Origin of the sequence: Novosphingobium soli (assembly GCF_042432915.1) — a bacterium.
Classification (GTDB): domain Bacteria; phylum Pseudomonadota; class Alphaproteobacteria; order Sphingomonadales; family Sphingomonadaceae; genus Novosphingobium; species Novosphingobium soli.
On record NZ_JBHLWK010000023.1, the window covers coordinates 49,553 to 76,432 of the forward strand.

Consider the following 26,880-nt stretch of genomic DNA (forward strand, 5'->3'; position numbering starts at 1 on the left):
GGGCGGATGCCTAGACCATGCCCGAAACCCGCGGGCGCTCCTTCGGGAGACGCCGCTCTCGGCAAAGCACATGAGGAACCGCGCGAAATGGCCTACACCGACTTCCTGAAGCAGCAGTGCTACATCGACGGCGCGTGGGTCGACGCGGATTCGGGCGCGACGTTCGAGGTCACCGACCCCGGCTCGGGCGCGGTGATCGGCACGGTGCCGAAGATGGGCGCCGGCGAAACCGCCCGCGCGATCGACGCGGCCGAGGCCGCGCTTCCCGCCTGGCGCGCGAAGACCGCGGGCGAGCGGGCGAAGCTGATGCGCCGCCTCTACGACCTGATGATGGAGCACCAGGCCGACCTGGGCGAGCTGCTCAGCCGCGAGCAGGGCAAGCCGCTGGCCGAGGGACGGGGCGAGATCGCCTATGGCGCCGGCTTCATCGAGTGGTTCGCCGAGGAGGGCAAGCGCGCCTACGGCGACGTGATCCCCGGCCACGCCGCGGACCGCCGGATCGTCGTCATCAAGCAGGGCGTCGGCGTCGTCGCCGCGATCACGCCGTGGAACTTCCCCAATGCGATGATCACCCGCAAGCTCGGCCCGGCACTGGCAGCGGGCTGCACCATCGTCATCAAGCCGGCCTCGGCCACCCCCTATTCGGCGCTGGCGATCGCGCGGCTGTGCGAGATGGCGGGCATTCCCAAGGGCGTCGTCAACGTCGTCACCGGCAGCGCGGGCCAGATCGGCTCGGCACTCACCACCAGCCCCAAGGTCGCCAAGCTGACCTTCACCGGCTCGACCGAGATCGGCCGCGACCTGCTGCGCGAGTGCGCCGACACGATCAAGAAGTGCTCGATGGAGCTGGGCGGCAACGCGCCGTTCCTGGTCTTCGACGACGCCGACGTCGACGCCGCGATCGAGGGCGCGATGATCTCCAAGTTCCGCAACGGCGGCCAGACCTGCGTGTGCACCAACCGCTTCTACGTCCAGGACGGCGTCTACGACGAGTTCGTCGAGAAGCTGGCGGCGCGCGTCTCCGCCATGAAGGTCGGCTACGGCCTCGACGAGGGCACCGAGGTCGGCCCGCTGATCGACGAAAAGGCGGTCGAGAAGGTGGAGGAGCACCTCAAGGACGCGGTCGACGGCGGCGCCCGGGTGCTGGCCGGCGGCCAGCGCAACGCGCGCGGCGGCAGCTTCTTCAACCCCACCGTCATTGCCGGGGTGAAGCCCGACATGAAGCTCGCGCGCGAGGAGACCTTCGGCCCGCTGGCCGGCGTGATCCGCTTCACCGACGAGGCCGAGGCGATCCGCATGGCCAACGACACCGAGTTCGGCCTCGCCAGCTACTTCTACGCCCGCGACATCTCGCGCGTGTGGCGCGTGGCCGAGGGGCTGGAGGCGGGAATGGTCGGCATCAACACCGGCCTCATCTCCACCGAAGTCGCGCCCTTCGGCGGCGTCAAGCAGTCGGGCCTCGGCCGCGAAGGCTCGCACTACGGCCTCGATGACTACATGGAGGTGAAGTACCTCTGCATGGGCATCAAGCCGGCCTGAGGCGACAGCCCCGCGCCGCGCCGTGGACGGCCGGACAAGCGCGCTGGACTCGCGGTGCTTGCCCGGCCGGAGCCGCCGCGCCTAGCCTCTCCCGACGACGAGGGAGAGGAGCCGCCATGAAGATCTGCCGCTACCGGACCGGGGCCGGGGAGCCCGTGCGCGTGGGGCTGGTGCGCGGCGAGCACGTCCATGACGTCACCGCCGTCACCGACACGCTGCCCGACGTGCGGTGGCCCTACCCGCCGGGCGACCAGTTCATCGCCCACCTCGACCGGCTGCGGCCGCTGATGGAGGACCTCGCCGACCGCACGCCGGGCCTTCCCCTCGGCGCGGTGCTGCTGGCGAACCCCGTCGCCAACCCCGGCAAGTTCGTCTGCGGCGCCGGCAACTTCGAGGAGGTCCTCGCCGCCGGCGGCCATCCGCGCCGGCTCGGCCTGCTGTTCAAGATGACCAGTGCCGCCGCCGGCTCGTCCGACGGCGTGACGCTGCGCTGGCCCGAGCGCACCACCTTCCACGAGATGGAGATCGCCATCGTGATCGGCAGGACCGGCACGGAGATCCCCGCGGCGTGCGCGCTGGACCATGTGGCGGGTTACTGCATCGGGCTCGACATGACCATGCAGGGGCCGGAGTTTCCGAGCTTCGGCAAGAGCTTCGACAGCTACGGCGTGATGGGCCCGTGGCTCACCACGCGCGACGAGATCGCCGATCCGGACGCCCTCGCCTTCCGCCTCGCCGTCAACGGCGAGGACCGGCAGGTCGACAGCACCCGCCGCCTCGTCCTCGGCATCGCGGACCTGGTCGAGCACGCCGCCTCGGTCATGACGCTGCACCCGGGCGACGTGATCTTCTCCGGCACGCCGCCGCGCTCGGTCGGGCCGGTGGTGCCGGGCGACGTCATGGATGCGTGGATGGAAGGGCTCGGCGCGATGCGCGTCCAGGTCGTCGCCGGCCCCGGCCGCAAGACGCCGCTTGACGGCATGGAGCCGGCCGCCTTGACATCTTGAACCAGATGGGTTATACGCCGCAGCATCTCGAGCGAGCGGTGTACAACCTCGTGCGGGTGTATCGGGTCGGCGTCGTGGGCCGTGCGCGGGTTGAAAGCCGTGGACCACGCCACGAGCGTCCTCCCGGAAGCGGTTCACGGACGGGGCGGCTTGCGGCCCCCTCCACCCCCGCTCCCGCGCACCGGTCGCTGGCGCTCGTCGTCCAGGTCCACGCCGCGGGAGAGGACCGGCCCCTGTCTGCGAGCCCGCAGCGCCGGTCCGGACCGTTTCCGCCAGGGCCGAACCGGGCTGCGGCGATGGCTACCCGGTCGTTCGCGACGCGACCGTCGCACCGTCCCCGCGCGCCTGCAGGGACGCCCCGACGCCGGCCCGATGTTCGCCAGCGACTTTCCCCAGGCGTTACCCNCTCGCCAGCGGACGACGGGCCGTGCCCGCAAGGGACCCCTCCGTCAGCGCTGACGCGCTGCCACCTCCCCATCGCTTCGCGACAGGGAGGATCGCCCGCGCAGCGGGGGGTGGAGGCGGGAGCCGCAAACGCGCCCTCACCCGAATACCGTGTAGACGCGTGCGCGGAACAGCCAGCGGCCGTCCCGTCGCTCGAAGCTGTCCTGGTACGCGCCGGCCACCGTGCGGTCGGTGCCGGTGATCGTCGCCGTCATGAGCGCTTCGGCCTGCGCCGTCTCGCCGTCGACGGTGACCATGAGGTTGTGGATGAGCGGCACCGGATGCGGCCCGCCCTTGCCCTGGAGCAGGAAGGCGACGAGCGCGGCGGGGCTGTCGAAGCGCTGCCGGAGCGTCGAATCGGCCCCGTCCGGCCGGCCGGAGCGCACCTCGAACGTGCCTTCGGGCACGAACAGCGCGGCGATCGCCTCGTAGGCCTCGCTCCGAACCGCGCGGGCATAGCCGTGGACGAGGTCGGCGATCGCCGTGCGCGCCTCGATGCGGTCCAGCCGCGCCGCCAGAGCCTCGCTCATGCGGCGTCGCGCCGCTCGCAGGCGGCGCGGATCGTGGCGAAGCGAGGTTCGACGCTGCGCCAGGCGCCGGCGTGGGTGACGATCACCGGCTCGTCCGCCGCGATTCCCGCCAGCACCATCGCACCGACGTCCGCCGCGCTCACCGCGGAGGGCGGCATGGCGCCGGCATGGTCGCGGATCTCGCCGCCGACCTTGCGCGTGTTCTCGGCCAGGTTGGTGGCGACGTAGCCGGGGCACAGCAGCGAGACGCCGACGCCGTGCGGCGCCAGCTCCTGCCGCAGCGCCTCGGTCAGCGCGGTGACGCCGAACTTGGCCACGGCATAGGCGCCCACGCCCGGCACGCTCGCCACCAGCCCCGCCTGCGACGAGGTGTTGACGATGTGCCCGCGCCCGCGGCCGCGCATGTCCGCGGCGAAGGCGAAGACGCCGTTGGCGACGCCGGTGAGATTGATCGCGAGGATGCGGTCGAAGCTCTCCGGGTCCATGTCGGCGAACGCGCGGCCATTAGGGGCGATCCCGGCATTGTTGACAAGCACGTCGACCGGGCCGAGCGCGGCCTCCGCCTCGGCCTTGGCGCGGGCCCAGCCGGCGCGGTCGCGGGTGTCGAGCACGACGCCGCGCACCGTCGCAGCGGCGCCGCCGCGCTCCCCCACCACCTGCTCCAGCGTCGCCGCGTCGATGTCGGCGATGGTGACGGCGATGCCGCGGGCGGCCATCGCATCGACGATACCCAGCCCGATCCCGCTTGCGCCGCCGGTCACGAAGGCATGCTTCGCTTCGCCCAAGTCCATGGTTTGTGCGCTCCTCTCCCGTGGCGCGGCGGTCCGGCCGCGCCTTGGCGCGAAGATTGAAGCAGCGCCCACTATCTTGCAATCGCCTGCGCCCCTGCCCATCACCGCCGTGACGATAACGACGGGACGAGGGAGCGGCAGGCATGATTGTCGAAGGCGTCTTCGCAGCAGGGCGCGACCGGTCGGGGCCGCAACCATGACTCACCTCGGCCCGCGCTACGGCGCGCTCGTGCAGATGAGCTACGTCACCCGCGACATGGACGCGGCCATCGCCCATGCCGAGACCCAGCTCGGCATCACCGGCTTCGTGCGCAGCCGGCCGGAGGTGGAGGTCCTGTCCTACGGCGTGCCGCGCCGCTTGGCGGTAGAGGCCGCGATTGCCAACCTCGGCACGCCCGGTGCGGTGCGCCAGTTCGAGATCATCGCGCCGGTGGCGGGCGCGATCGAGGTCTACGAAGGCACCGCGAGCCGCGATGCGCTTCTCGCCTTCCACCACGTCGGCATCGCCGTGCCCGGCCCTTACGCCGCCTGGGAGGCGCTGCTGGCGGACGTGCGTGCGAGCGGCGACCCGCTGGCGCTGCTGTTCCCGGCCGCCCCCTCGCCCGGAACCAAGCTGTGCTTCTGCTACGTGGACACGCGGGCGCGGCTGGGACACGTCACCGAGTACCTCTGGGCCGACCCCTCGCTGGCGGGGATCGCCGCGGCGCCCTGGCTCGGCCCGCCGCGGAGCTGATCCCGAACGCGCGGGGCGCGCGCCTCAGGTGCCGTCGGCGTTGACGCTGACGATGCCGGGGCGTTCCGCCCCCATGCCGGAGAAGCCGATCGAGTAGCCGCCGTCCACGGGCAGGATCACGCCGGTGATGTAGGCGGCCTCGTCGCTGGCGAGGAACAGCGCGGCGGTGGCGATGTCCTCGGCCCGGCCCCAGCGGCCCATCGGGATGCCGGCCAGCGTGGGGAAGCCCTCGGGCGGAGCGTCGTGCGTCTTCGAAGCCTCGACCAGCCCGGTCCACATCGTCCCCGGCGCCACCGCGTTGACGCGGATGTTGCGGTCCGAATAGTCGAGCGCGGCCACCTTGGTCAGCTGGTGGACGCCCGCCTTGGCCGAGCTGTAGACGCCGTGGTGCTTCCACCCGACCACCGCCGAGGCGGAGCTGGTGTTGACGATCGCGCCGCCGCCGGTCTTGAGCATGGATGCGATCCCGTACTTCATGCCCAGGAACACGCCGCGGATGTTGGTGGCGTGGACCTTGTCCCACAGCGCGCTCGACTGTTCGTGCAGCGGCGCCATGCCGCCGCCGAAGCCGGCGTTGTTGCACAGCACGTCGAGCCGGCCGAAGCTGTCCTCCGCCCGCGCGATCAGCGCCTGCACCTGCGCCTCGTCCGAGACGTCGCAGTGGACGGTGACAACGTCGGCATCGAGCGCCGCCGCCACCTCGTCCTGCTGGCCCGAGATGTCGGCGAGCACCAGCTTGGCGCCTTGCGCATGGAACAGCTGCGCCATGGCCCGGCCCATGCCGGAGCCCGCGCCGGTGATGATGCAGACCTTGTCCTGAAGCCTTCCGGCCATCGTCTTCTTCTCCCTTGTCAGTCCCGCATCACGCCGAAGTGTCGATGGTCGGCCGGATTGAAATCTCCGAGATGTTGGTGCGCCGCGGCATCGCCAGGATGAAGACGATGGCCTCGCCGATGTCGCGCGGCTTGACCGCGCCCTCCTTGGCGACGTGGGCCTGGATCGCCGCGCGCCAGTTGGGGTCGGAGATGTTGTCGCCCACCTCGGTCTCGGTGGCGCCAGGCATCAGCGTGGTGACGCGCACGTTGCGGCCGCCCAGCTCCTGGCGCATGCCGTCGGTCATGAAGTTGACCGCGTGCTTGCTGGCCGAATAGGCGCTGGTCATCGGGCCGCCCTTGCGCCCCGCGAGCGAGGAGATGGTGATGATGTCGCCCTCCCCCTGCTCCAGCATGTGCGGCACCGCCGCCGCGCAGGTGTAGACCGTGCCCATCAGGTTGATGTCGATGACGCGGCGGTAGATCGCGGTGTCGCAGTTCTCGATCCCGCCCGCTTCCATGATCCCGGCGGAGTTGATGAGGATGTCGATGCGGCCGAGCCGCTCCACCGTCTCGGCGACGGCGCGGCGGGCGTCGTCCTCCACCGTCATGTCGCCCGGGATGGCAAGCGCGGTGCCGCCCTCCGCCTCGATCCGCGCGACCAGTCCCGCGAGCCGCTCGGCCCGGCGGGCGGACATGGCGACCTTCGCCCCGGCCTCGGCCAGGCACAGCGCCGCAGCCTCGCCGATGCCCGAGGAGGCTCCGGTGACGAGCGCGACTTTTCCTTCGAGGGGCTTGGACATCGGCGGCATTCTCCCGGTTGTTCGTGCGTGGCCCAGACGAGCCGATCGTATGCATTGGCTGGCCCGCGCGCCGCGCATCGTCAACCGGAAATGCTGAACACCTGTTCTAAATCGCTCGGGCGCAATGCGGATTGTATCCGATCAGCGGGTCGCCTCACGCGATCACCAGCACGCTGCGATGAATGAAGCGGACCAGGTCGGCCTGCCCGCGCGCGCCGGTCTTGGCGTAGATGCGCTTGGAATACGTGCGCGCCGATTCCACCGTCAGCCCCAGTTCGGGCGCCGCCTCGCTGATCGACATGCCGCGGCTGAGCGCCAGCGCCAGCCGCGCCTCGCTGGGGGCGAGGTCGAACAGCTGGGCGAGCTGGTCGCAGCGGTCCGCCGAGGACCAGTTGTCGGCGTGCAAGTAGCCGACGATCGCCGGGGCCGCCTGCGTCGTGCCCATGCGCTGCCCGGACGGGACCAGCAGCAGGTCGAGCCAGGGCTCGCGGCCGAGCACGAGCGCGCGCGGCCGCGCCTGCGGGTCGATCGCGAGCTCGCGGATCGCGGCGACGAGCTGCCGGCGCAGCGCCGGGTCGCGCGCGGTGAGCCGCCCGTCCTTGGCCCGCGCGATCGGCCCGGCCGAGGCCAGCATCTGCGCGCCCAGCGGATCGGCGTCGAGCACCCGCCCCTCGCCGTCGAGCGTGAGCCAGCCGAAGTTCAGCCGCCGCACCGCCTCGCGCGCGACCGCGGCGGTCATCCGCTCCCGCTCCAGCGCCACGAAGCTGCCCAGCGCCGCGCGCGCGTAAGGGGCGATCGCTTCGAGCAGGCCATCGACCGCGGGCGCGAACTCGCCTTCGGTGCGGGTCACCGTGATCCAGCCGCTGAGCCCCCCCTTCTCGGCCAGCCGGATCATCCGCAGGTGGTTCATGCCCGAGGGGACCAGCAGCTGTGCAAGGTAGGCGTCGTGCGCGGGTTCGCCGAACTGCAGCAGCTCGTCCAGCCGGTAGGACCGCCCCTCCGCCATGTCGTGGTAGGGCATTGGATCGCGCAAGTAGAGGTTCTCGCGGTAGTGGCGCGTGACCGGCGGCGGCGAGGGCTGGCCGGAATAGAGGTGGATCACCCGCGCCTCGGGCGTGCCCAGCGGCAGCGGGCGGAACACCAGGCTGGCGTAGTCGGCGGCGACCGCCGTGCGCAGCGCGTCGAGGAAGCGGCCCCAGGGCGGATCCTCCACCAGGCCTTCGATCAGCGGCGCGACGAGCGCGGCCAGGTTCTCTCCCGTCATGTTCTGATCCCCAGATGGGAATTTGCTTGGACGGGTGCCTAGACCACCAGAATGGCCTGGACAACGAGGCGCGCATCACCCCGGCGATGCACCGGCGCCCGCAAGAGGATGACCCGATGACCGTGCAGCCCGCCGCCTTCCTGCGCACCACCCTGCCGCTCGGCATCGACATGGTGGGCGAGTACGATTCGGGCCGCTACCATTCGATCTGGCTGCCCGACCACATGGTCAGCTTCTGGCCCGATTCGATCTGGACGCCCGAGTTCACCGATCTCGCCAGGGCCTCGCCCAGCCCGCACCGCCACCTCGACGGCATGGCGGTGAGCGCGGCGGCCGCGGTGCTGACGAAGAACACCCCGCTCGCCACCACGGTGGTGGACACCGTGCGCCGCCACCCCTCGCTGCTGGCGCAGAGCGCGCTGACCATCAGCCACCTGTCGAAGGGGCGCTTCATCCTCGGCCTCGGTTCGGGCGAGCTGGAGAACACCGTCCCCTACGGCTTCGACTTCGCCAAGCCGGTCGGCCGGCTGGAGGAGGCGATCAAGGTCATCAAGCTGCTGTGGCACGCGGACGGCCCGATCGACTTCGAAGGCGCCTTCTTCCGCCTCGAGCATGCGCGCATGGACACCGAGTTCTACGCCGGCAAGGCGCCGCCGATCTGGCTGGGCGCGGCGGGCCCGCGCATGCTGGGGATCACCGGGCGCGAGGCGGACGGCTGGTGGCCGGCCGGCTCCTACACGCCCGAGGACTATGCCGCGAAGCTCAAGGTAATCCTCGACGCCGGCGATGCGGCGGGCCGCGACATGAGCCACTTCACCCCCGCGCTCACGCAGATCTGCCTGATCGGCGAGCCGGGCGAGATCGACGAGATGCTGGACGCGCCGATGGTGAAGTCGATCATCCTCATGCTCACCGCGAAGGACCTCGCGCAGTTCGGCTACCAGCACCCTATGGGCCCCGACTGGCGCGGCATCATGGACTTCGATCCGGTCAAGCTCAGCCGCGAGGCGATGCTGCGCTTCTGCGCCGAAATGGACCCCCAGGCGATCCGCGACATCTTCCCGGTCGGCACCCCCCGCGAGGTCGCGGCGAAGATCAAGGGCTTCGCCGATGCCGGCATGCGCGTGTACAAGCTGATGGAATACGGCGGCATGGGCGGCATGAAGTTCTCCGCCACCTCGGCCGCCAAGGTGCGCGAGACCGAGGACGAGATCCAGAAGCTGGTGGAGGGCTGAGCCATGGCCCACGACCTCGATCCTCAGGCGCTGCTCGCGCGCGCGACCGCCGAGACCGGCCTCTCCGACTGGGCCGACGACTCCTTCCCGGAGCGGTTCGCGCTGGCCGTCGCCCATGTCAACACGATCGCCATGGACACCGCCGGGCGGCAGGCGGCGGCAGACAACATCCACTGGCTGCTCACCGACCGGCTGCGCTTCTTCCAGGACCGCAAGCACTTCCCCCTGGCCGACGAGGTGATCGCGCGCCCCATGTTCGCGAGCGGCGAGCCGCGCTCGGGGACCACGCTGATGCATGCGCTGATGTCGGTCGATCCCGATGCGCGGGCACTGCGGTTCTGGGAGGTGATGCACCCCTCCCCGCCACCCGGCTCTGTGACCGGGCCGGACCCGCGCCAGGCGCGCGCCGACGCCGAGTGGCGCGAGATCAACACCAAGATGGCGAAGTGGCTGCACTGCCACCCCTACAACGACATGCTGGGCGACGGCCTGCCCGAGGACGAGCGCACCTGGGCCTTCGACTTCCGGGTGATGACGCCCACCGCCTGGTGGCGGGTGCCGATGCAGAACCTGTCGATGGGCCTGCCCACCGACCCGCCCGCGCAGTACCGCATCCACAAGGCGATGCTCCAGGCGTTCCAGTACGGCCGCGAACCGAAGTACTGGGTGCTGAAGGGCTTCCACACCACGCGCCTGGAGGCGTTCTTCGACACCTATCCCGACGCCACGCTGGTCTGGCTGCACCGCGACCCGGTGATGGTGGCGGCCAGCTCGACGATGATGATGGCGGACATCATGGAGGGGATCGTCGGCCCGATCGACCTCGTGAAGGAAGCGCGGATGCACCTCGAACGTGTGCGTGGGTCGATCGGCAACACGATGTCGAACCCGCTGGTCGACGACCCGCGCATCCACCACGTTCTGTACCGCGACTTCGTGGCCAACCCGATCGCCACGATCCGGGGCTACTACGCGTTCGCCGGCCGCGCGTTCGGCCCGCGGCAGGAGGCGGCGATGCGCGACTACCTGGCCAACAACAAGGGCGACCGCCACGGCAAGTTCCATTATTCGACCCAGGTGCTCGTCGACGCGGGCTACGACATCGACGCGCTGAACGCCGAGTTCGCGCCGTTCCGCGCGCGTTTCGGGGTGCCGATCGAGGTGCGCGGGTAAGCCGATGCACCCCCGGGTCAGCCTCCACCAGGTCGCCCTGATCGACGCGCCCACCGGGGACTTCGCGGCCTTCTGCGCCGAACTCGGGCTGCGCCACTGCACGCTCGCCACCCCGCGCCTCCTGCGCGACGAGGGAGAGCTGGCGGCGGCCTGCGCGGCGGTGGAGGCCGGGCGGCTCGCGGTCGGCTGCATCAACCATCCCTTCGCGCTGCATCCCGACCTGGAGCGCGACCGCGGGCAGGCCGCCGAGGGGCTGCTCCGGGCGATCGCCATGGCGGGGCGGCTCGGCGCGCCCGCGATCTACCTGCTGACCGGCGGGCGCGGCGGGCTCTCGTGGGACGCGGCGGCGGAGCGCTTCGCGCACCTCCTGGCGCCCTGCCGCGCGGCGGCGACCGAGGCCGGCGTGGCGCTGCTGGTGGAGAACGCATCGCCGCTCAACGCCGACATCCACATCGCCCACACCCTGCCCGACGCCACGCGCCTGGCCCGGATCGCCGGCACCGGGGTGTGCATCGAGCTCCACGCCTGCTGGACCGAGGCGGGGCTGCGCGACAACCTGGCCGACGCCATGCCGCTGGCCGGGCTGGTGCAGGTCAGCGACTACGTGCTCGGCGACCGCACCAGCCCCTGCCGCGCGGTGCCGGGCGACGGCGCCATCCCGCTCGAGGCGATCCTGCGCGACGTGCTCGACCTCGGCTACACCGGCCTGTTCGACCTCGAGCTGGTCGGCCCGCGCATTGCCGACGAAGGCCCCCGCGCCGCCTGCACGCGCGCCGCCCGCGTTCTCTCCGACATGCTCGACCGACTGGGAGCCTGACGATGGCCTATGGTGATGCCCCCGAAGATCCTGCCCTGCGCGCGGCCTGGGACGCCTTCTGCGACCGGCTGCGGAGCGCGGGCGCCCAGGCCTTCAAGGAGGCCAGCCCCGCCAACCCGCTCCAGCGCGCCGACGCCTTCCGGTTCCTGACGCAGAACCTGGGCCAGGCGTTCGAGCTGGCGCTGGAGACGAAGGATCCCGCCTTCCCGCAGATCCACGCCTTCACCACGCCGACGATGAAGCTGGGCGGCGACGTGGCGGACTTCACCTATCGCCAGGCCTGGATCGACGGCGCCCACGCCTACCGCATCAGCGGCCGCAAGGGCACCGCGCGCTGGCTCAACGTCACCGTGCAGGGACCCCGGCCCGAGACGATCCCGGGCACCGACTGGCCCTCGCTGCACGAGCCCTTCGGCGATATCCCGGAGTGCAACATCCTCGGCAGCCAGATCGAGGCCGCGCCCGACGGCACCTTCGAGCTGTTCGTGGGCGGCGAGCCGCGCGCGCGCAACTGGCTCCCGACCACGCCCGGCAGCCGCAAGCTGTTCATCCGCGAGGCCTTCGACGGCTGGGACGAGACGCCGACCACGCTTACCATCGAGCGGATCGGCATGGACGCCCCGCGCCCGCTGCCCACGCCCGACCGCATGATCGAGGCGATGGCCTGGGCCGGGGACTTCGTCGCCGGGCTAATGCGCGACTGGCCGGAGCATTCCTGGGCCACCTCGCGCGGGGTCTGCGACCCGCAGGCGCGCAACGCCTTCCCTGCCGACAAGACCGCCAACGACGCGGCCGACGCCCGGCGGGGGCGCATGGCCGCGCACATGGTCTGGCGGCTGGCACCCGACGAGGCGCTGATCGTCGAGATGGACATGCACCCCGGCTTCTGGATCTTCGGCATGGGCGGGGCCTTCGTCGGCTCGATGGACTTCCTCTACCGCCCGGTCAGCTACACCCCCGCCCGCACCGCGGTGGACCCGGACGGCGTGGTCCGGCTCGTCCTCTCCCACGACGATCCAGGGCTGCACAACTGGCTCGACACCCAGGGCTTCAGCGACGGCAACCTGACCTATCGCAACCTGCTGACGCAGGACCCGGCGACGTTCCGCACCCGGCTGGTCCCGCGCGCGGCGCTGATGGACCACCTGCCCGCCGGCACCGCCACCGTGACGCCGGAGCAGCGCACGGCGATGCGCCTCGAGCGCTACCGCGCGGTGAAGCGCCGCTACGGCCTGTAACCCGGCCGCAGCGGTCGGCGCGCGGCGACTTCGCCCCGGAGCACCTCCCGCATCACTTGATCGCGCGCCTGCCCGGCGTCGGGAACGCCGCGCCTTCGGCTCGTGTTGACCTGTCCTATACGCAGGAGAGGCCGATCCATGACGCAGCAGTTCCACAAGGGCGACAAGGTCGAATGGGACACCAGCCAGGGCAAGACCCAGGGCACCATCGAGCGTAAGCAGACCTCGCAGACGCACATCAAGGGCCACAAGGTCGCCGCCACCAAGGACGACCCGCAGTACATCGTCAAAAGCGAGAAGTCGGGCAAGGAGGCCGCGCACAAGCCCGAGGCGCTGCACAAGCGGTCCTGAGCCGGGCGAGCGGCAGCCCGGCACCCGGTGGCCTCAGTCCGCGGCCGCCCAGGCCCGCAGGCGCTCGGGGAACCCGGCGGGCATCGGCTCGGGCAGCGCGTCGAGCGGGAAGAAGCCGGCTTCCACGATCTCCCGCCGGTCGATCCGGAGCGGCCCCTCGGCCCTGCCGCGCACGACGCTGACGATGTTCGCGCTGCCGTGCAGCGCCTCCTCGCAGACCGCGAGCAGGCGGGCGTCGGCCAGGGCGCAGCCGGTCTCCTCCTGCAGCTCGCGCACACCCGCATCCAGCGGATCCTCGCCGCGGCGCATGCCGCCCCCGGGCGGCATCCACTTGGGGGAGCCGTAGGAATGCCGGAGCAGCAGCAGCCGACCCTGCGCGTCGAGCGCCACCACGCGCACACCATGGTGGCGCGGCTTCCACCACCGCCAGACCAGGACCCGCGCCGCGTGCGCCACGCGGTAGAGCGCCCGGTGGAGCGCGGCCGGAAGCAGCCTCAGCAGAAGCAGGTGACCTTGCGGTGCGCCGCGCGCAGCAGCCGCGCCACCGGCAGGTCGGTCTCGCCCCTGGCGGCGGCTTCGAACAGCTTGCGCTTGTCGGCGCCGCGGATCACGAAGACGATCTCGTCGCTGTCCACCAGCGCCGGGATGGTCAGGCTGAGCCGGTCGAACGGCGCCTCCGGCGGCAGCGGATCGGGCGTGAGGCGCCGGACCGGGCGCGGATCGTCGGCGCGCGGATCGGTGTTGGGAAACAGCGACGCGACGTGGCCGTCGGCTCCCATGCCGAGCCAGGCGACGGCGAAGTGCGGTGGCTGCGCGTCCTCGGTGAGCGGGACGATGCGGGCGCCGGCAGGCTCCAGCCGCGCGCGGATCTTTCCCACGTTGCTGGCGGGGTGATCCTCCGGAACCAGGCGGTCGTCGCCCGGCCAGACCGCCACGCGTGCCCAGGCGATGTCCTCACCGGCCAGGCGATCGAAGATCGGGAAGGGGGTGGAGCCGCCGGGAACGGTCACCGCGATCTCGGCCGAGACCGCCAGCGCGGCCCGAAGCCGGCCGGCAAGCCATTGCGCGACGCGATCGTCGCCGGCGTCCTCGATCAGGTCGAATGCGGGGGCGGAAGCAGGCATGGGGAGGTTCCTAGCACCTCCCTGCCCGTTCCGGAACGCCTCAGGCGATGATCTCGCGCAGGAACCAGGCGCGCTGCTCGGCCTGGTCGGTCCAGTCGTCGATGATGCCGTCGGTGGCGTTGTCGCCGGCTTCGTCCGCCAGCTCCTTGGTCGCCTTGAGCGATTCCACAAAGGCCGAGTTGTCCTCGAACAGCTCCTTGACCATGGCCATGGCGTCGAGGCTGGTGTCGTCCTGGTTCTTGATCGAGGACTTCGCGGCGATCGCGCCGATCGAGGTCAGCGTGGTGCCGCCCAGCTTGCGCACGCGCTCGGCGATCAGGTCGGTGATGCCGAAGATCTCGGTGGCGTGGGTGTCGAACAGCAGGTGCAGGTCGTGGAACTGCGGCCCGCGGACGTGCCAGTGGAAGTTCTTGGTCTTGATGTAGAGCGCGAAGGTATCGGCCAGCAGCCCGTTGAGGCTGTCGATCAGCGCGGCCTTGGAGTTGTCCTTGGAAGTCATGATCTGTCCTCTTTGCGGTTCCTTGTGAACGGTTCTAGAAATTGGCAACGCGGTTGAAAAGGGTGGGTTCGAACGCAAATCCCGATCAGAGTACCCCGAAACGCCGCAGGAACACTACCAGCCCCGCCAGGAGCAGCAGCGTTCCCGTTCCCCGCCGCATCGCGCGCAAGGCGCTTGTGCCCGGCAGCTCGGGGCGGGCCCAGGCGAACGTCGCCAGCACCGCGCCGCCCAGCACGCCCGCCGCCCCGGCGGCCAGCGGCGCCGCCAGCCCGACCGCCATCGCGAAGACCAGGAAGCGCGCACCGTCGGCGACCTGCTGCGCCAGCAGCACCAGCGCCAGGGCGCCGAGCGAGTTCGTCGGCTCGCGCAGCTCGCGGCGCGGGGCCAGGACCAGCGATTCCAGCCCCGCGAGCCCCAACGCGATGCCTGCGAACACCCCGCGCGCCGGGGGCGGCAGCTCGCGCAGCATCAGCGCCGCCGCGTAGGCGGCCAGCGCCGCGGTCGCCGCGGAGGTCGCGAGCGCGACGATCAGCACCGCGGGGCGCCGGCCCTGCCGCCGCGCCAGCGCGGCCACCGTCGCCTGGTCGCGCGCGCCGAGCCCGGCCAGCACCACCGCGAGCAAGGTGAGATAGAAGGCGGGCACCGCGCGCCGTGGCGTCCGGCGGGGCTCAGGCGCCCTTCTGGCAGGCGACGATGGCGGTGATGACGTTCGCGGTGTCGGCCGGATCGCGCACGCAGACGGTATCGAGTCCCATGGCCTTGGCCGGGTAGTCGTTGCCGCCCGGGAAGATGGCGTCGCCGATGAACAGCATGTCGGCCTCGGCGATGCCGCTGTGCTCGGCCAGGCGCTTGAGGCCCCAGGCCTTGTCGACCCCGGGCTGCGTCACGTCGACCGAGGTGGCGCCGCCGAGGTTGATCGAGACGCCCGGCAGGCGCTGGATGAGGTCGGCCTGGATCACCTTGCGCTTGGCGAAGTCCGGGTCCCAGACCTCCTTCGCTTCCAGCGGGGCCTGCTGGCCCAGCGCCGAGAAGGTGATCTGGCTGCCGCGATCCTCGATCCGCTCGCCCCAGGTCTCCTCGGGGGTGAAGCCGGTGGCGGCGAGCGAGGCGTCGAACGCCTCCAGGATCTCGCGCTTCTGCTCGTCGGTGAACAGCTCGGCGTAGATCGCCTGCCACGCGCTGCCGTCGTGGCGGTAGAGCTTGGCGCCGCTGGTCGGCATCATCCACAGGCGCGAGGTGTCGGCATGGGCGGGCAGGCGGCTGGCGACCTGCTTGTCGAACTGCGGCCAGTCGCCGCCCGAGATCACCGCCACTTGCGCCACGGTCAGGAGCTGCGCCATGAGCTCGGCCATCTCGTCCGTCAGCGGCTGCTTGCTGAGCGCCAGGGTCCCGTCGAGATCGAACGCCACGATTTTCTTCATTCCATGCCTTTCGCGATAGTTCCGGCCAAGCGCCCCTCGCTGCTGGTCGCGCGGCATCAAAAGCGCGCCGCACGCCCGCAGGCAAGAGGCAAAACCGAAAGGGGGTCGAGCTTCGTGCGATTTATCTCGCAGATGCAAAAACGGTTCCTCTCCGGGAGGGATGCGCGCGCTTGATGGCACCGGTGTTGCAGCGCGGCAGGAGGGAACAAGCCGCGCCGCCGATTGTTCGGGTCTTGGCCCGGATGGCGGGACGAAGCGCCCCGGGCCCTCTTGCTGTGCGCCTTCGCGCGGCGTCTCTTTGCGATCCGGGGGCGGGACAGACACGACGATGACAGATACCCACACCAGCCTCGGCTCCGCGGGACGCGCCATGGCCCCGCCGGACGGGCCCGACCACCTTCCGCCGCCCCCGCCGCTTAACGTGCGCGGGCAGGCGGCGCTGTTCCTCGACTTCGACGGGACCCTGGTGGAGATTGCCGAGCATCCCGACGCGGTCGTCGTCGCCCCGCACTTGCCCGAATTGCTGACCGCCCTCTCCCGCCGGCTTCAAGGCCGCATGGCGCTCGTCACCGGACGCTCGATCGCGGCGCTGGAGGGGCTGCTCGGCCGCGTCGAGGTGGCGGTGGCGGGATCGCATGGCGGCGAGTTCCGGCCCGCGGCGCATGCCGGGATCGAAGCGCTCGCCGCACCCCTCCCCCTGGATGTGGTGGCGGCGCTCCAGGACTTCGCGGCGGCGCACGGCGGCCTGCTGGTCGAGCCCAAGCCGTTCAGCGCCGCGATCCACTATCGCGGCCGCCCCGAGGTGCTGGAAGCGCTGCTGACCTGCACGCAGGGCCTGGCCTCGGCGAAGGGCCTCGGCCTCAAGCACGGCAAGCAGGTGATCGAGCTGACGATGCCCGGGTCCGACAAGGGCAGCGCCGTGGCCCGGTTCCTGACGCTTCCGGCCTTCGCGGGCGCCACGCCCGTGTTCCTGGGAGACGACGTCACCGACGAAGACGCGTTCCATGCGGTGCGAGCCGCGGGGGGCCACGGCGTGCTCGTCGGCGCCATGCGGCCGACCGCCGCCGCCTTCCGCCTGCCGGATGTCGCCGCCGTCCACGCGTGGCTCGAAGAAGGGCTGGGCGCCATGGCCGCACCGGCCGAAACCGATAGGGAGAACCGCGCATGACCTCGTTGCAGCCCCAGCCCTCCAGCCTCGAGCTCTGGCCGATCGGCAACTGCCAGGTGAGCGCGCTGATCGACCAGGCGGGGGCGATCGTCTGGGGCTGCGTGCCCCGCGTCGATGGCGACCCGACCTTCTGCGCCCTGCTGCGCGGCGGCGGGCAGGACGCGGGCACCTGGCGCTTCGAGCTGGAAAACCAGGTCTCCGCCCAGCAGCACTACTTGCGCAACACTCCGATCCTGGTCACCCGACTGGAGGACGAGGCGGGCGGCGCGGTGGAAGTCTACGACTTCTGCCCGCGGTTCGAGCGCTCGGGCCGCATGTACCGCCCGGTCGCCTTCGCCCGGATCGTGCGCCCGGTGGCGGGAGCGCCGCGGATCCGCACCATCCTCACCCCGATGAGCGGCTACGGCGCGCAGCTGGCGCCCACCACCCAGGGGTCCAACCATATCCGCTACCTGGTCGAGCGCAACGCCCTGCGCCTCACCACCGACGCGCCGGTCGGCTACGTGCTCGACGAAAGATACTTCCGGCTGGAGAAGGCGCTGCACTTCTTCCTGGGTCCCGACGAGCCTTTCGCCGGCAACGTCGAGCACGACATCGAGACCATGCTGCAGCGCACGGGCGACTACTGGCGGCTGTGGGTGCGCGGGCTGGCCACGCCGCTCGACTGGCAGGACGCGGTGATCCGCGCCGCGATCACGCTCAAGCTGTGCCAGCACGAGGAGACCGGCGCGATCGTCGCCGCGCTCACCACCTCCATCCCCGAGGCGCCCGGCAGCCAGCGCAACTGGGACTACCGCTACTGCTGGATCCGCGACGCCTACTACACCGTGCAGGCGCTCAACCACCTCGGCGCGCTGGACGTGCTGGAGAAGTACCTCGCCTACTTGCGCAACATCGTCGCGGATGCCCCCGACGGCGTCGTCCAGCCGCTCTATGCGGTGAGCGGGGCCAAGGAGATCATCGAGTGGGATGCGCCCGATCTGGCGGGCTATCGCGGGATGGGGCCGGTGCGCGTGGGCAACGCCGCCTATTACCAGGTCCAGAACGACTGCTACGGCCAGATCGTCCTGCCCTCGATCCAGGCCTTCTCCGACCAGCGCCTGCTGCGCATCGCCGACGAGGAGGACTTCCGCAGCCTCGAGCAGGTGGGCGAGATGGCCTGGAAGACCCACGACAAGCCCGACGCGGGCCTGTGGGAGCTGCGCACACGCACCGCGGTCCACACCTATTCCAGCGTGATGAGCTGGGCCGCCTGCGACCGCCTGGCCAACGCCGCCGAGCACCTCGGCCTGCCCGATCGCGCGGCGTTCTGGCGCGAGCGGGCCGACACCGTGCGCGCCAACATCGACGGCGGCGCCTGGCACGCGGTCGACGGGCACGATGCGGGCGGGCACTACGCGGCGAGCTTCGGCGGCAGCCAGCTCGATGCCAGCCTGCTGCAGATGGTGGAGCTGCGCTTCGTGCAGCCGGACGACCCGCGCTTCCGCGCCACCCTGAAGGCGGTGCAGAAGGCGCTGCGCCGCGGCGAGCACATGCTGCGCTACGACAGCGAGGACGATTTCGGCCTGCCCGAGACCGCCTTCAACATCTGCACCTTCTGGCTGATCGAGGCGCTCCACCGCAGCGGCGAGGACGAGGAGGCGCGCCGCCTGTTCGACGCGATGCTCTCACACCGCACCCGCTCGGGCCTGCTGTCGGAGGACATGGATTTCGAAACTGGGGAACTCTGGGGGAACTTCCCGCAGACCTATTCGCTTGTGGGTATCATCAACTGTGCCGGGCAGCTGTCCCGGTCGTGGCGGGACTGGCGCTAGCGCGCCGGTCGGTCCGCCCTTTCGCGCGTGCTGCATGCCGCGCCTAACCAGCCTCCGCCCGCCTGGGCGCGACGAAGGAACTGTCATGAGCCGATTGATCGTCATCTCCAACCGGGTGAGCGTTCCCAACGCCGCCGGCGCCGCCGGGGCGCAGGGCGGCCTTGCGGTGGCGCTCAACTCGGCGCTGCGGGAGCATCGCGGCATCTGGTTCGGCTGGTCGGGGCAGGAGACGGCGGAGTTCACCGGCCACCTCGACATGCAGCGCAACGACGGCGTGACGACCGCGACGATCGACCTCGAGCCCCAGGACATCGAGGAATACTACAACGGCTACGCCAATCGCACGCTGTGGCCCTTGTTCCACTACCGCATCGACCTGACCGAGTATGACCGCAACTTCGGCGAGGGCTACGAGCGGGTGAACGAGCGCTTCGCCGATTCGGTGCTGCCGCTGATCGAGCCGGAGGACCTCGTCTGGGTCCACGACTACCACCTGCTGCCGCTCGGCTCGATCCTGCGCGGCAAGGGCGTGAAGAACCGCATGGGCCTGTTCCTGCACACGCCCTGGCCGCCCACCCGGCTGCTCGCCTCGCTGCCCTTCCACGAGCGGCTGGTGGCCTCGATGCTGGAATACGACGTGCTCGGGTTCCAGACCACCGAATGGCTGGAGAGCTTCCTGCACTACGTGCAGAAGGAGATGGGCCTCAAGGTCAACCTCGACAACTCGATCGACTACAAGGGCCGCCGCGTGATCGCCCGCGCCTTCCCCATCGGCATCGACTACGCCGAGTTCAGCGAGGCGGCCGCCAGCAGCGAGGCCAGCGAGGCGCACCACCGGCTCAAGTCCAGCGTGCGCGGCCGCAAGATCCTGATCGGCGTCGATCGCCTCGATTACTCGAAGGGTCTCGGCGAGCGCTTCGAGAGCTTCAGCCGGTTCCTGGCCGACCATCCCGACATGGCGGGCAAGGCCGTGCTCCTGCAGATCGCGCCGCCGAGCCGGGGCGACGTCGCCAGCTACCAGCAGATCCGCGAGGACCTGGAACGCAAGACCGGCCACATCAACGGCGCCCATGCCGAAGTGGACTTCGTGCCCATCCGCTACGTCAACCGCGGCTATCCGCGCGCCCAGCTCGCCGGGTTCTACCGCGCCGCCGAAGTCGGGCTGGTGACGCCGCTGCGCGACGGCATGAACCTGGTCGCCAAGGAATACGTCGCGGCGCAGGATCCGGAGGATCCCGGCGTGCTGATCCTGTCGCAGTTCGCCGGCGCCGCGCTGCAGCTCAAGGACGCGCTGCTGGTCAACCCCCATTCGATCGAGCACGTGGCCGAGACCATCAAGCGCGCCATCGACATGCCGCTGGCCGAGCGCAAGCGGCGCCACGCCCGGCTCCTCGCCTCGATCCGCGACGAGGACGTGATCCACTGGCGCGAGCAGTTCGTGAAGGCGCTGGCCGGCAAGGATCGCGAGGGCGCGAACGCCTCGCACGAGGCGACGGCCTGACGGCAGGAGCCCGGTCCCGTTCCGTCGCAGCGTTCCGGCCTCTCGTCACATTTTCGGTGCCCCTGCAACCATAGTGACCTTAGCTGCGATTATGCCGGCATGGACGCGGCGCCCTGCCTCGCACCGGATGCCCCTGGCCCCGTCACATCGGGGCAAAGGCGCCGGGACCTGGTTGTTGAACGGATTTGAGCACAATGATCTACGGTGAATGCGTTGGCCCGGCCGAGTCGGCGCGCGTGCGGATCCGCGACCTCGCGAACGAGGGCTGCGCGCTGGAGACCGACGCCCCGGCGGCGGTCTTCGACGCCGACTTCTCACTCTGGATCGGCGCTGTCGGGCCCTTTGCGGCGACGGCGACGCACCGCCAGGCGCGTGAGGTCTCGGTACGCTTCAAGGAACCCCTCGACGCCCGCATCCTCCAGCACTTCAACACCTAGGCGGCGTGAACAAATTCGACGTCTGCTAAATAGCAGCAACGGGTGGTTACCGGACCGTCCAAAGATCTAACATTGCCATCGCCTGTGCTTTCATTCCCTGCAGCCGATTGACTTCACTTTCATTGAAACTGAACTGAAGCAGCATCCCTTTGTACCCCCAGACAGTTGTGCAAAGGTTATGAGGTTCAGGTTGTACCGGATTGGGCTCAAATAGCTGACAGTATGCAACCTTTTGGCTTAGACTGGCTCCGTTCCGGGCATTGCGTTGAACTATAAATAAGTCTGATGACCATGAGCCGAGTTCATTCGATCGCCGTTCGTATTCCGGGTTCGCGACTATCAATTGGCGTTCTGAACCGCAGGCGACGCGCATCAACTCAGAAGGCTGATTAACACATCGATCTGCCAATGATTCAACCAACACCCTATGTTCGGGAATCTGTCCCGGATTGCGGTTTGGTTCAAAAAGGAAGGTGAAGCTCTCACTTTCAGGAGCAGGAAGCCACGCAATCTTCGCGTCGAACAAGTAATCCTTCGGAACATCAAACTGGTGCCCAGCAACACTTTGATGTGTCGTTTCAGCAAATGCGCCTGCAACGGCCCATAGCGCTGCTGCTGTCCCGATGGTCAAGGTAACGGCTTTCATCATAGCTGCCTTGCTGCACCACACTAGGCTTTGTCACAAGCGTCCGCTTTTGGGCGTGACCGGACTGTCTGAATTTGTCCACGCGCCCAGGCCCGCGCGCACGCCGCGAGGCTCAGCGGCGCTTCCGGAGCACCAGGTAGACCGCGCCCTGCCCGCCGTGCCGGCGATGGGCGCCCCGCACGGCGACGATGTCGGACGCGTGCTCGCTGGCGGCCAGCCAGTCCGCGATCTTGGCGCGGATGGCACCGCGCGCGGTGCCGCGATCGGCCGCATCGACCGGGCGCGGCTTGCCGGTGACCACCAGCACCACCCGCGCCCCCATCGACTTGGCCTGCGTCAGCCCGTGCATGAGGCGCGCATAGGCCTGGTCGAGGTTGGCGCCGTGCAGGTCCAGGCTGAAGTCCGGCGCCAGCGTGCCCTTGGCGATCCGCCGCTCCCAGGAGCCGTCGAGGTGCAGCCGCTCTTGCCCGAGCGGCGGCGGCGCCGGCGGCGTCTGGTGCAGCGGCGATGCGGGGCGCGGCGCGGCGAGGGGCGGCAGCACGCGGCCCTTCACCTTCCGCACGGGCTCCGGAGCGGGAGCGGCAGGGACGGGCGCGTCGTCCACCGCCTTGGCGTCCGGCCGCGGGCGCGACGGCTCGAGCGGCGTCACCGTCCGGGCCACCTGCGCCCAGATCGCCTTCTCCTCGGCCGAGAGCCTGCGGCCCGGTCGCCTCATCGCACGCCGAGCCGCGCCAGCGTGCCCTTGGGCAGCAGCAGCAGCGCCGTGCCCCGCCCGCTCATGCCCCCTGCGGTGGCGCGCGCCTGCGTGCCCGCACCCCAGAAGGTGTCGAAGCGGTTGGCGCCCTTGATGGCACCGCCGGTATCCTGCGCGATCCACAGGCCGGTGGCTTCCCGCCGGTCGAGCTGGAGCCACACGGGCGCGCCCAGCGGGACGTAGCGCGGATCGGCCGCCGCCGAACTGCCGGCGCGCACCGGCACGTTGAACGCGCCGAGCGGCCCGTCGCCGCCGCCGAGGACCTTGAAGAACACCCACGAGCGATTGGCCTGCATCAGCGCGCGACCTTCCACGGGATGCTCGCGAATGTACTGCATGATGCCCTGCATCGAGCCCGGATACTGCCCCGGCCCGGTCCCGATCAGCCCCTGCGCGCGCATCACGCTGCCGATCCCGGTATAGGCATGCCCGTTCTGCCCGGCGTAGCCGATCCGCGTCACCGTCCCGTCGGGCGCGACCAGGCGGCCCGAGCCTTGGACCTGGAGGAAGAAGAACTCGATCGGGTCCGCGGCCCAGGCGATCTCCAGCCCCCGGTTGGCGAGCGCGCCGGCCTCGATCTGCGCGCGATCGTAGTACGCGGTGAAGGTGCCGTCGGGGGCATAGCGGCCCAGCGGCATGCGCCCGTCCTGCAGCGGCGGGGCATCGCCGGGCCGCGCGCGCACGAGATCGGCAGGCAGGCCATAGACCGGCACCGCGTATCCCGGCAGCGGCCGGCGCGAACCGGCGATCTCGGGCTCGTAGTACCCGGTGGCGTAGGCCGCGCCGTCCCCCACCCGGGCCGCCTCGAAATAGCTGGCGAAGAACAGCGTCGGCGAGCCGCCGGCCCAGCGGGCGGCGGCGGTGCAGGCCTGGCGCCAGTCCTCCGGACGGGTGAGGCCGCTGGCGTCCGCCCGCGCGGTGAGGCGTGGGCAGCTCTCGCGGAACGAGGCCAGCGCCCCTGCCGCATCGGCGGCGGTCATGGGCAGCGAGGACAAGGCCGGCCCGGCGCGCACGCCCGCCGCGAGAGCGTTCTGCGGCGGCGGCAGCGTCGGGGCAGGCGGGATGGCGGGCGGCGGCGTCGCGGCAGGGGGACGCGTCGGCTGCGGACCGCCGGAGGGCACGAGACCGCCGCAGGCGGCCAGGGCCGAAAGCACGGCCGCCATGAGCACGCCGCGCACGCCGTGCACGCCGCGGCCGCCGCCTCCGCAGCGGCGCACGAGCCGCTGCGTCAGTCCCCCTCGATGCAAACGGCCCCTCCCTCGAACGCGCAAGCCCCGCGCGGACGGGCGCGGGGCGGGTCAGGCCTTAGCGGATAACAGCCCGCAGGCGCGGATCAACCTTCGTCGGTCTCTTCGAGAAGCCAGTCGGGATCAGCCGAGTTGACGGCGCGACCGAAGGTCCACACATCCACCGCCTCGATCGCGTCGTCGAGCGAGCCGGCGACGACCTGTCCCTGGGCATCGCGCGTCACCGCGGCGATGTCCGAGCGGAAGCGCAGGGTGATGCGGGCGAACCCGTTCTCGATCCCGGCCGACGCGAAGGCGACCTCCTCGATCCGCACGAGGCGGTTGTCGAGCGTCTCGCCGGCGGCGGCGCGGGCGTCGATGGCCTGGGCGAAGCCTTCGTAGACATCGTCGTCGCACAAGCTGCGCAGCTCGGCCTTGTCGCCGCGCCAGAACGCCTCGAGGATCATGCGGTAGGCACCGCGGGCGCCTTCGACGAAGGCGGCGGGATCGAAGCGGCGATCGACCTGCGCGATCTCGGCCAGGCCCCGCTCGACCGCGGGGGGGGCGAGCGGAACGGTGCGCGGGCGCGGCTGTTCGGCCCGTGCGCGCTCGTCACCGCGCTGGTCGGCCCGCGGAGGTGCTTGAACGCGCGGCGCGCCGGGCTGGCCCTGGCGCCCCTCGAAGCGCCCCTGGATCGGCTCTTCCTCATGCTCGGCACGGCGACCGAGCACGGAATAGAGCCGCAGGCCCAGGAAGGCTGCGATCATGGCCAGGATCACTATTTCCGGTGTCACGTCCCTAAATCCATCCTTCTGTGCACGGGCCCGGTGGTCTGCGGCGCCCGCGGAAGGGCGTGGCGACTGGCAGGCGCGGCATGCTCCGGCCGGTGCGGCCCGAGACTCAAAGCGCGGTCGGCTTAGCGCTCCAACATAGCCCCAGATAGGTAGGCATTACAAATGAACAACGCGTGAGGAGGTCGTCCGGGGCATTTTTTAGCCGGATCGACCGGCCCTGCCCGACCTTTCGCGCGCCGCTGCGCACCTTCGGGACACACTCCCTACAATTTTCCGGACGCTCGGGTGTTCCACGCAGCGGCAAAATGTTTTACGCGCCGCGGCTGAACTTCCAGACTTCATTGCGGGACACACAGCCGATGGCCGACGAAGGCAACATCATCTCCGACCTCAACCTCGACAACGGCGAGGACACCGCTCCGGCGGCCGGGATCATCTCGCAGTACGTGAAGGATCTCTCGGTCGAGAACCCGAACGCGCCGCAGAGCTTCGCCTGGCAGGAAGCGCCGCAGATCGACGTGCAGTTCAACATCGGCGCGCGCGCGATCGAGGGCGAGGTCCACGAAGTCGAGCTGAAGATCACCTGCTCCTCCAAGACCAGCGAAGGCACCGCCTTCGTCGTCGAGCTCAGCTATTGCGCGCTGGTCGGCATGCGGAACCTCGAAGACCAGCAGGCGCACGCCTTCCTCTTCGCCGAGGCCCCGCGCATCCTGTTCCCGTTCGCCCGCCGGGTGGTGTCGGACGCGGTGCGCGACGCCGGCTTCGCGCCGCTGATGCTGGAGCCGATCGACTTCAACGGCCTCTACGTCCAGCAGCTCCAGGCGCAGCAGGCCGAGGCCGGCATCGGCGAGCCCGCGGGCCACGCCTGAGCGACCGGGCGCCGGGGGGCTCCGCGCGGGTGCTGCGACAAGCTCGGCATGAGCGGGTGAGGACTTCGAACCGCCAGGTTCGCCCCGCCTCCTCCGCCGCCACCCCCGCCTCCCCCGGCGCGACACCGCGGGGACGCATCCGATGAACCTCGCGAGAGCCCTCGCCAGCGTCGGCGGCCTGACGCTCGCCAGCCGGGTCCTGGGGCTCGTGCGCGACAGCCTCTTCGCGCGCTTCGTGGGGGCCGGCTTCGCGTCCGACGCCTTCCTGGTGGCCTTCCGCCTGCCCAACATGTTCCGCGCGCTCTTCGCGGAAGGCGCCTTCGCTTCGGCCTTCATCCCGATGTTCAACAAGAAGGTCGGCGACAAGGACGGCGCCGGCCTCGCCGCGGGGCTGGTCTTCGCGGAGCAGGCGCTCTCGGTGCTGCTGCCGGTGCTCATCGTCATGACGCTGGTGCTGGAAGTGTTCGCCTGGCCGGTGACCTTCCTGCTGTCCGGCGAGTTCAACGGCGTCACCGACGCGCAGTTCGCCTACGCCGTGTCGCTGAGCCGGATGACCATCCCCTACCTGGCGCTCATCAGCCTGGTCTCGCTGCTGGGCGGCATCCTCAATTCGCTGGGCAAGTTCTGGGTCAATGCCGCGGCGCCGATCCTGCTCAACCTGACCCTGATCGTCGCGCTGCTGGGGTTCCACTCGGACGATCCGCTGGTGACCGCCCGCAACCAGGCGATCGGCGTCTCGGTCTCGGGCGCGCTGCAGCTGGCGTGGCTGGTCTGGGCCTGCCGCGCCAACGGCGTGTCGATGCGGCTGCGCATGCCCGTGTGGAACGCCGACGTGCGCCAGCTCCTCAAGCTGATCCTGCCGGCCGCCGCCGGCGCCGGGGCGGTGCAGATCAACCTGGTGATCTCGACCGCGCTGGCCGCCTCGCTGCTGGCCCACGGCTCGGTGACCTACATCTACATGGCGGACCGGCTGAACCAGCTTCCGCTCGGCCTCATCGGCATCGGGCTGGGCACCGTGCTGCTGCCCACGATCTCGCGCCAGCTCGGCGCCGGCCAGCATGCGGAGGCGATGGAGACGCAGAACCGCGGGCTGGAACTGGCGCTGCTGCTCACCCTTCCCGCCGCCGTGGCGCTGGTGGTCTGCGGGCAGCCGATCGCGGCGGCGCTGTTCGGCTACGGCAAATTCGACGCGAACGACGTCGCCCGCACCGCCGAGGCGCTCGCCGCCTTCTCGATCGGGCTGCCCAGCTACATCCTGGTCAAGGTGCTGACGCCCGGGTTCTACGCGCGGCAGGACACCAGGACGCCGGTGCGCTACGCGATGATCTCGATGGCGGCGAACCTCGTCGGCAACCTCGTGCTGATCGTGCCGCTGCAGCACATGGGCCCGCCGCTGGCGACGGCCCTCGCATCCACCCTCAACGTGGCGCTCCTCTACCGCACGCTGGTCCGCAGAGGGCACTTCACGGTCGATGCGCGGCTGAAGCGGCGCGCGCCGCGGCTGGCCATCGCCGCGGTGGCGATGGGGGTGGCGCTGTGGTTCGGGCAAGGCCTGATGGCGCCATATGTCCACGCTACCTGGCTGCTACGGGGGCTCGCGCTGGCGGTGCTCGTGGCGGCCGGATGCGCCGTCTACGGGGCCGCCACGCTCGCATCCGGCGCCTTCACCCGCGCCGACCTCGCGCTGCTGCGGCGCCGGCGCAAGGCCTAATGCGCCCGCCCCCGACCGGCCCGGTCCGTGGCGCCAAGGCCTTCCATCCCCCCGCGAACATGCTATGAGCCGGCGCGATGCAGGAGATGTCCTTCCTTCCCCGCCGCAGCTGGCGATGGCGGACTTCCGCGCTCCCCGCGCGCTGACCTCCTGCATTAGCGCCACCGGCGCTCCTCTCC

Annotated in this window: 28 protein-coding genes; 14 read left to right on the forward strand and 14 right to left on the reverse strand. The window is 70.6% G+C overall.

The genetic code is table 11. The features are described from left to right. The first annotated feature begins 87 nt into the window (after window positions 1–87). Both ACFFJC_RS17910 and ACFFJC_RS17915 read left to right on the forward strand, forming a co-directional pair. Entirely contained in the window at window positions 88–1,539 is a 1,452-nt protein-coding gene (locus tag ACFFJC_RS17910; RefSeq protein ID WP_379488755.1) for an NAD-dependent succinate-semialdehyde dehydrogenase, read from the forward strand. 116 nt (window positions 1,540–1,655) lie between these two features. After that, window positions 1,656–2,546: a fumarylacetoacetate hydrolase family protein gene (locus ACFFJC_RS17915; protein WP_379488756.1), complete on the forward strand. Its 891-nt coding sequence runs from the start codon at window positions 1,656–1,658 to the stop codon at window positions 2,544–2,546. A gap of 542 nt (window positions 2,547–3,088) precedes the next feature. Here ACFFJC_RS17915 and ACFFJC_RS17920 read toward each other — a convergent pair. Both ACFFJC_RS17920 and ACFFJC_RS17925 read right to left on the reverse strand, forming a co-directional pair. Then, window positions 3,089–3,520: a nuclear transport factor 2 family protein gene (locus ACFFJC_RS17920; RefSeq protein ID WP_379488757.1), complete on the reverse strand. Its 432-nt coding sequence runs from the start codon at window positions 3,518–3,520 to the stop codon at window positions 3,089–3,091. Then, complete coding sequence (locus ACFFJC_RS17925) at window positions 3,517–4,311, reverse strand: SDR family NAD(P)-dependent oxidoreductase (protein WP_379488758.1); 795 nt, start codon at window positions 4,309–4,311, stop codon at window positions 3,517–3,519. The genes ACFFJC_RS17920 and ACFFJC_RS17925 overlap by 4 nt, the downstream gene beginning before the upstream one ends. Window positions 4,312–4,507: 196 nt before the next feature. On the opposite strand from ACFFJC_RS17925, the gene ACFFJC_RS17930 reads away from it, so the two are divergent. Then, complete coding sequence (locus tag ACFFJC_RS17930) at window positions 4,508–5,044, forward strand: hypothetical protein (protein ID WP_379488759.1); 537 nt, start codon at window positions 4,508–4,510, stop codon at window positions 5,042–5,044. Between the two features lie 24 nt (window positions 5,045–5,068). Here ACFFJC_RS17930 and ACFFJC_RS17935 read toward each other — a convergent pair whose 3' ends face one another. From ACFFJC_RS17935 to ACFFJC_RS17945, 3 genes are all read right to left on the reverse strand, one after another. After that, window positions 5,069–5,878, reverse strand: coding sequence for an SDR family NAD(P)-dependent oxidoreductase (locus tag ACFFJC_RS17935; protein WP_379488760.1), 810 nt, complete (start codon window positions 5,876–5,878; stop codon window positions 5,069–5,071). A 28-nt stretch (window positions 5,879–5,906) separates the two neighbouring features. Beyond that, window positions 5,907–6,659, reverse strand: coding sequence for an SDR family oxidoreductase (locus ACFFJC_RS17940; RefSeq protein ID WP_379488761.1), 753 nt, complete (start codon window positions 6,657–6,659; stop codon window positions 5,907–5,909). Window positions 6,660–6,813: 154 nt separating this feature from the next. Continuing rightward, window positions 6,814–7,923 (reverse strand): helix-turn-helix transcriptional regulator, encoded by a 1,110-nt coding sequence (locus tag ACFFJC_RS17945; protein WP_379488762.1) that lies wholly within the window; start codon window positions 7,921–7,923, stop codon window positions 6,814–6,816. Window positions 7,924–8,039: 116 nt separating this feature from the next. On the opposite strand from ACFFJC_RS17945, the gene ACFFJC_RS17950 reads away from it, so the two are divergent. From ACFFJC_RS17950 to ACFFJC_RS17970, 5 genes are all read left to right on the forward strand, one after another. Beyond that, on the forward strand, window positions 8,040–9,158 hold the full coding sequence (locus tag ACFFJC_RS17950; protein WP_379488763.1) for an LLM class flavin-dependent oxidoreductase: 1,119 nt from the start codon (window positions 8,040–8,042) through the stop codon (window positions 9,156–9,158). A 3-nt stretch (window positions 9,159–9,161) separates the two neighbouring features. Further along, complete coding sequence (locus ACFFJC_RS17955) at window positions 9,162–10,331, forward strand: sulfotransferase family protein (protein WP_379488764.1); 1,170 nt, start codon at window positions 9,162–9,164, stop codon at window positions 10,329–10,331. A 4-nt stretch (window positions 10,332–10,335) separates the two neighbouring features. Then, window positions 10,336–11,148, forward strand: a complete 813-nt coding sequence (locus ACFFJC_RS17960; RefSeq protein ID WP_379488765.1) for a sugar phosphate isomerase/epimerase family protein — start codon at window positions 10,336–10,338, stop codon at window positions 11,146–11,148. A 2-nt stretch (window positions 11,149–11,150) separates the two neighbouring features. Continuing rightward, a complete protein-coding gene (locus ACFFJC_RS17965; protein ID WP_379488766.1) occupies window positions 11,151–12,386 on the forward strand; it encodes a DUF1214 domain-containing protein in 1,236 nt (411 codons plus the stop codon). Window positions 12,387–12,524: 138 nt separating this feature from the next. Then, window positions 12,525–12,737, forward strand: a complete 213-nt coding sequence (locus ACFFJC_RS17970) for a hypervirulence associated TUDOR domain-containing protein (RefSeq protein ID WP_379488767.1) — start codon at window positions 12,525–12,527, stop codon at window positions 12,735–12,737. A gap of 33 nt (window positions 12,738–12,770) precedes the next feature. Here the strand turns inward: ACFFJC_RS17970 and ACFFJC_RS17975 are convergent, their stop codons facing one another. From ACFFJC_RS17975 to ACFFJC_RS17995, 5 genes are all read right to left on the reverse strand, one after another. Further along, the gene (locus tag ACFFJC_RS17975; RefSeq protein ID WP_379488768.1) at window positions 12,771–13,193 is read right to left on the reverse strand and encodes an NUDIX domain-containing protein; all 423 of its coding nucleotides are present in this window, start codon (window positions 13,191–13,193) and stop codon (window positions 12,771–12,773) included. Between the two features lie 38 nt (window positions 13,194–13,231). Then, on the reverse strand, window positions 13,232–13,861 hold the full coding sequence (locus tag ACFFJC_RS17980; RefSeq protein WP_379488769.1) for a 6-phosphogluconolactonase: 630 nt from the start codon (window positions 13,859–13,861) through the stop codon (window positions 13,232–13,234). 40 nt (window positions 13,862–13,901) lie between these two features. Continuing rightward, window positions 13,902–14,360, reverse strand: a complete 459-nt coding sequence (locus ACFFJC_RS17985) for a Dps family protein (protein ID WP_379488770.1) — start codon at window positions 14,358–14,360, stop codon at window positions 13,902–13,904. A gap of 85 nt (window positions 14,361–14,445) precedes the next feature. Continuing rightward, window positions 14,446–15,003: a hypothetical protein gene (locus ACFFJC_RS17990; RefSeq protein ID WP_379488771.1), complete on the reverse strand. Its 558-nt coding sequence runs from the start codon at window positions 15,001–15,003 to the stop codon at window positions 14,446–14,448. A gap of 25 nt (window positions 15,004–15,028) precedes the next feature. Continuing rightward, window positions 15,029–15,781, reverse strand: a complete 753-nt coding sequence (locus tag ACFFJC_RS17995; protein ID WP_379488772.1) for an HAD-IIB family hydrolase — start codon at window positions 15,779–15,781, stop codon at window positions 15,029–15,031. Between the two features lie 328 nt (window positions 15,782–16,109). Between ACFFJC_RS17995 and otsB the strand changes: the two genes are divergently transcribed. The 4 genes from otsB to ACFFJC_RS18015 all read left to right on the forward strand — a co-directional run bounded on the left by otsB (window position 16,110) and on the right by ACFFJC_RS18015 (window position 20,701). Next, on the forward strand, window positions 16,110–16,949 hold the full coding sequence (gene otsB, locus ACFFJC_RS18000; protein WP_379488773.1) for a trehalose-phosphatase: 840 nt from the start codon (window positions 16,110–16,112) through the stop codon (window positions 16,947–16,949). Then, window positions 16,946–18,763 (forward strand): glycoside hydrolase family 15 protein, encoded by a 1,818-nt coding sequence (locus tag ACFFJC_RS18005; protein WP_379488774.1) that lies wholly within the window; start codon window positions 16,946–16,948, stop codon window positions 18,761–18,763. Before otsB ends, ACFFJC_RS18005 begins: the two co-directional genes overlap by 4 nt. 85 nt (window positions 18,764–18,848) lie before the next feature. After that, the gene (gene otsA, locus ACFFJC_RS18010) at window positions 18,849–20,264 is read left to right on the forward strand and encodes an alpha,alpha-trehalose-phosphate synthase (UDP-forming) (RefSeq protein WP_379488775.1); all 1,416 of its coding nucleotides are present in this window, start codon (window positions 18,849–18,851) and stop codon (window positions 20,262–20,264) included. Window positions 20,265–20,458: 194 nt separating this feature from the next. Further along, entirely contained in the window at window positions 20,459–20,701 is a 243-nt protein-coding gene (locus tag ACFFJC_RS18015) for a hypothetical protein (protein WP_379488776.1), read from the forward strand. A gap of 46 nt (window positions 20,702–20,747) precedes the next feature. On the opposite strand, the gene ACFFJC_RS18020 is transcribed toward ACFFJC_RS18015, so the two are convergent. The 4 genes from ACFFJC_RS18020 to ACFFJC_RS18035 all read right to left on the reverse strand — a co-directional run bounded on the left by ACFFJC_RS18020 (window position 20,748) and on the right by ACFFJC_RS18035 (window position 24,121). Then, window positions 20,748–21,350, reverse strand: a complete 603-nt coding sequence (locus ACFFJC_RS18020) for a hypothetical protein (protein WP_379488777.1) — start codon at window positions 21,348–21,350, stop codon at window positions 20,748–20,750. Between the two features lie 109 nt (window positions 21,351–21,459). Beyond that, window positions 21,460–22,062: a Smr/MutS family protein gene (locus ACFFJC_RS18025; RefSeq protein WP_379488778.1), complete on the reverse strand. Its 603-nt coding sequence runs from the start codon at window positions 22,060–22,062 to the stop codon at window positions 21,460–21,462. After that, entirely contained in the window at window positions 22,059–23,264 is a 1,206-nt protein-coding gene (gene mltA / locus ACFFJC_RS18030) for a murein transglycosylase A (protein ID WP_379488817.1), read from the reverse strand. The genes ACFFJC_RS18025 and mltA overlap by 4 nt, the downstream gene beginning before the upstream one ends. Window positions 23,265–23,434: 170 nt before the next feature. Further along, on the reverse strand, window positions 23,435–24,121 hold the full coding sequence (locus ACFFJC_RS18035) for a Tim44/TimA family putative adaptor protein (protein WP_379488779.1): 687 nt from the start codon (window positions 24,119–24,121) through the stop codon (window positions 23,435–23,437). A gap of 359 nt (window positions 24,122–24,480) precedes the next feature. Between ACFFJC_RS18035 and secB the strand changes: the two genes are divergently transcribed. Both secB and murJ read left to right on the forward strand, forming a co-directional pair. After that, entirely contained in the window at window positions 24,481–24,990 is a 510-nt protein-coding gene (gene secB / locus ACFFJC_RS18040) for a protein-export chaperone SecB (protein ID WP_379488780.1), read from the forward strand. Window positions 24,991–25,132: 142 nt separating this feature from the next. Further along, window positions 25,133–26,701 carry a murein biosynthesis integral membrane protein MurJ gene (murJ, locus tag ACFFJC_RS18045; protein ID WP_379488781.1) on the forward strand — a complete coding sequence of 523 codons (1,569 nt, stop codon included), beginning with the start codon at window positions 25,133–25,135 and terminating at the stop codon, window positions 26,699–26,701. Window positions 26,702–26,880: the final 179 nt, after the last annotated feature.

Coding starts and splice junctions, on each gene's coding strand:
- ACFFJC_RS17935 (WP_379488760.1), bottom strand. CDS start 5,878: ATGGCCGGAAGGCTTCAGGACAAGGTCTGCATCATCACCGGCGCGGGC.
- ACFFJC_RS17925 (WP_379488758.1), bottom strand. CDS start 4,311: ATGGACTTGGGCGAAGCGAAGCATGCCTTCGTGACCGGCGGCGCAAGC.
- otsB (WP_379488773.1), top strand. CDS start 16,110: ATGACAGATACCCACACCAGCCTCGGCTCCGCGGGACGCGCCATGGCC.
- ACFFJC_RS17915 (WP_379488756.1), top strand. CDS start 1,656: ATGAAGATCTGCCGCTACCGGACCGGGGCCGGGGAGCCCGTGCGCGTG.
- murJ (WP_379488781.1), top strand. CDS start 25,133: ATGAACCTCGCGAGAGCCCTCGCCAGCGTCGGCGGCCTGACGCTCGCC.
- ACFFJC_RS17980 (WP_379488769.1), bottom strand. CDS start 13,861: ATGCCTGCTTCCGCCCCCGCATTCGACCTGATCGAGGACGCCGGCGAC.
- ACFFJC_RS17930 (WP_379488759.1), top strand. CDS start 4,508: ATGACTCACCTCGGCCCGCGCTACGGCGCGCTCGTGCAGATGAGCTAC.
- ACFFJC_RS17985 (WP_379488770.1), bottom strand. CDS start 14,360: ATGACTTCCAAGGACAACTCCAAGGCCGCGCTGATCGACAGCCTCAAC.
- ACFFJC_RS17960 (WP_379488765.1), top strand. CDS start 10,336: ATGCACCCCCGGGTCAGCCTCCACCAGGTCGCCCTGATCGACGCGCCC.
- ACFFJC_RS17955 (WP_379488764.1), top strand. CDS start 9,162: ATGGCCCACGACCTCGATCCTCAGGCGCTGCTCGCGCGCGCGACCGCC.
- ACFFJC_RS17940 (WP_379488761.1), bottom strand. CDS start 6,659: ATGTCCAAGCCCCTCGAAGGAAAAGTCGCGCTCGTCACCGGAGCCTCC.
- ACFFJC_RS17945 (WP_379488762.1), bottom strand. CDS start 7,923: ATGACGGGAGAGAACCTGGCCGCGCTCGTCGCGCCGCTGATCGAAGGC.
- ACFFJC_RS17950 (WP_379488763.1), top strand. CDS start 8,040: ATGACCGTGCAGCCCGCCGCCTTCCTGCGCACCACCCTGCCGCTCGGC.
- ACFFJC_RS17910 (WP_379488755.1), top strand. CDS start 88: ATGGCCTACACCGACTTCCTGAAGCAGCAGTGCTACATCGACGGCGCG.
- ACFFJC_RS18025 (WP_379488778.1), bottom strand. CDS start 22,062: ATGAGGCGACCGGGCCGCAGGCTCTCGGCCGAGGAGAAGGCGATCTGG.
- ACFFJC_RS18015 (WP_379488776.1), top strand. CDS start 20,459: ATGATCTACGGTGAATGCGTTGGCCCGGCCGAGTCGGCGCGCGTGCGG.
- ACFFJC_RS18005 (WP_379488774.1), top strand. CDS start 16,946: ATGACCTCGTTGCAGCCCCAGCCCTCCAGCCTCGAGCTCTGGCCGATC.
- ACFFJC_RS17920 (WP_379488757.1), bottom strand. CDS start 3,520: ATGAGCGAGGCTCTGGCGGCGCGGCTGGACCGCATCGAGGCGCGCACG.
- mltA (WP_379488817.1), bottom strand. CDS start 23,264: ATGGCGGCCGTGCTTTCGGCCCTGGCCGCCTGCGGCGGTCTCGTGCCC.
- ACFFJC_RS17995 (WP_379488772.1), bottom strand. CDS start 15,781: ATGAAGAAAATCGTGGCGTTCGATCTCGACGGGACCCTGGCGCTCAGC.
- secB (WP_379488780.1), top strand. CDS start 24,481: ATGGCCGACGAAGGCAACATCATCTCCGACCTCAACCTCGACAACGGC.
- ACFFJC_RS17965 (WP_379488766.1), top strand. CDS start 11,151: ATGGCCTATGGTGATGCCCCCGAAGATCCTGCCCTGCGCGCGGCCTGG.
- ACFFJC_RS18020 (WP_379488777.1), bottom strand. CDS start 21,350: ATGATGAAAGCCGTTACCTTGACCATCGGGACAGCAGCAGCGCTATGG.
- otsA (WP_379488775.1), top strand. CDS start 18,849: ATGAGCCGATTGATCGTCATCTCCAACCGGGTGAGCGTTCCCAACGCC.
- ACFFJC_RS17970 (WP_379488767.1), top strand. CDS start 12,525: ATGACGCAGCAGTTCCACAAGGGCGACAAGGTCGAATGGGACACCAGC.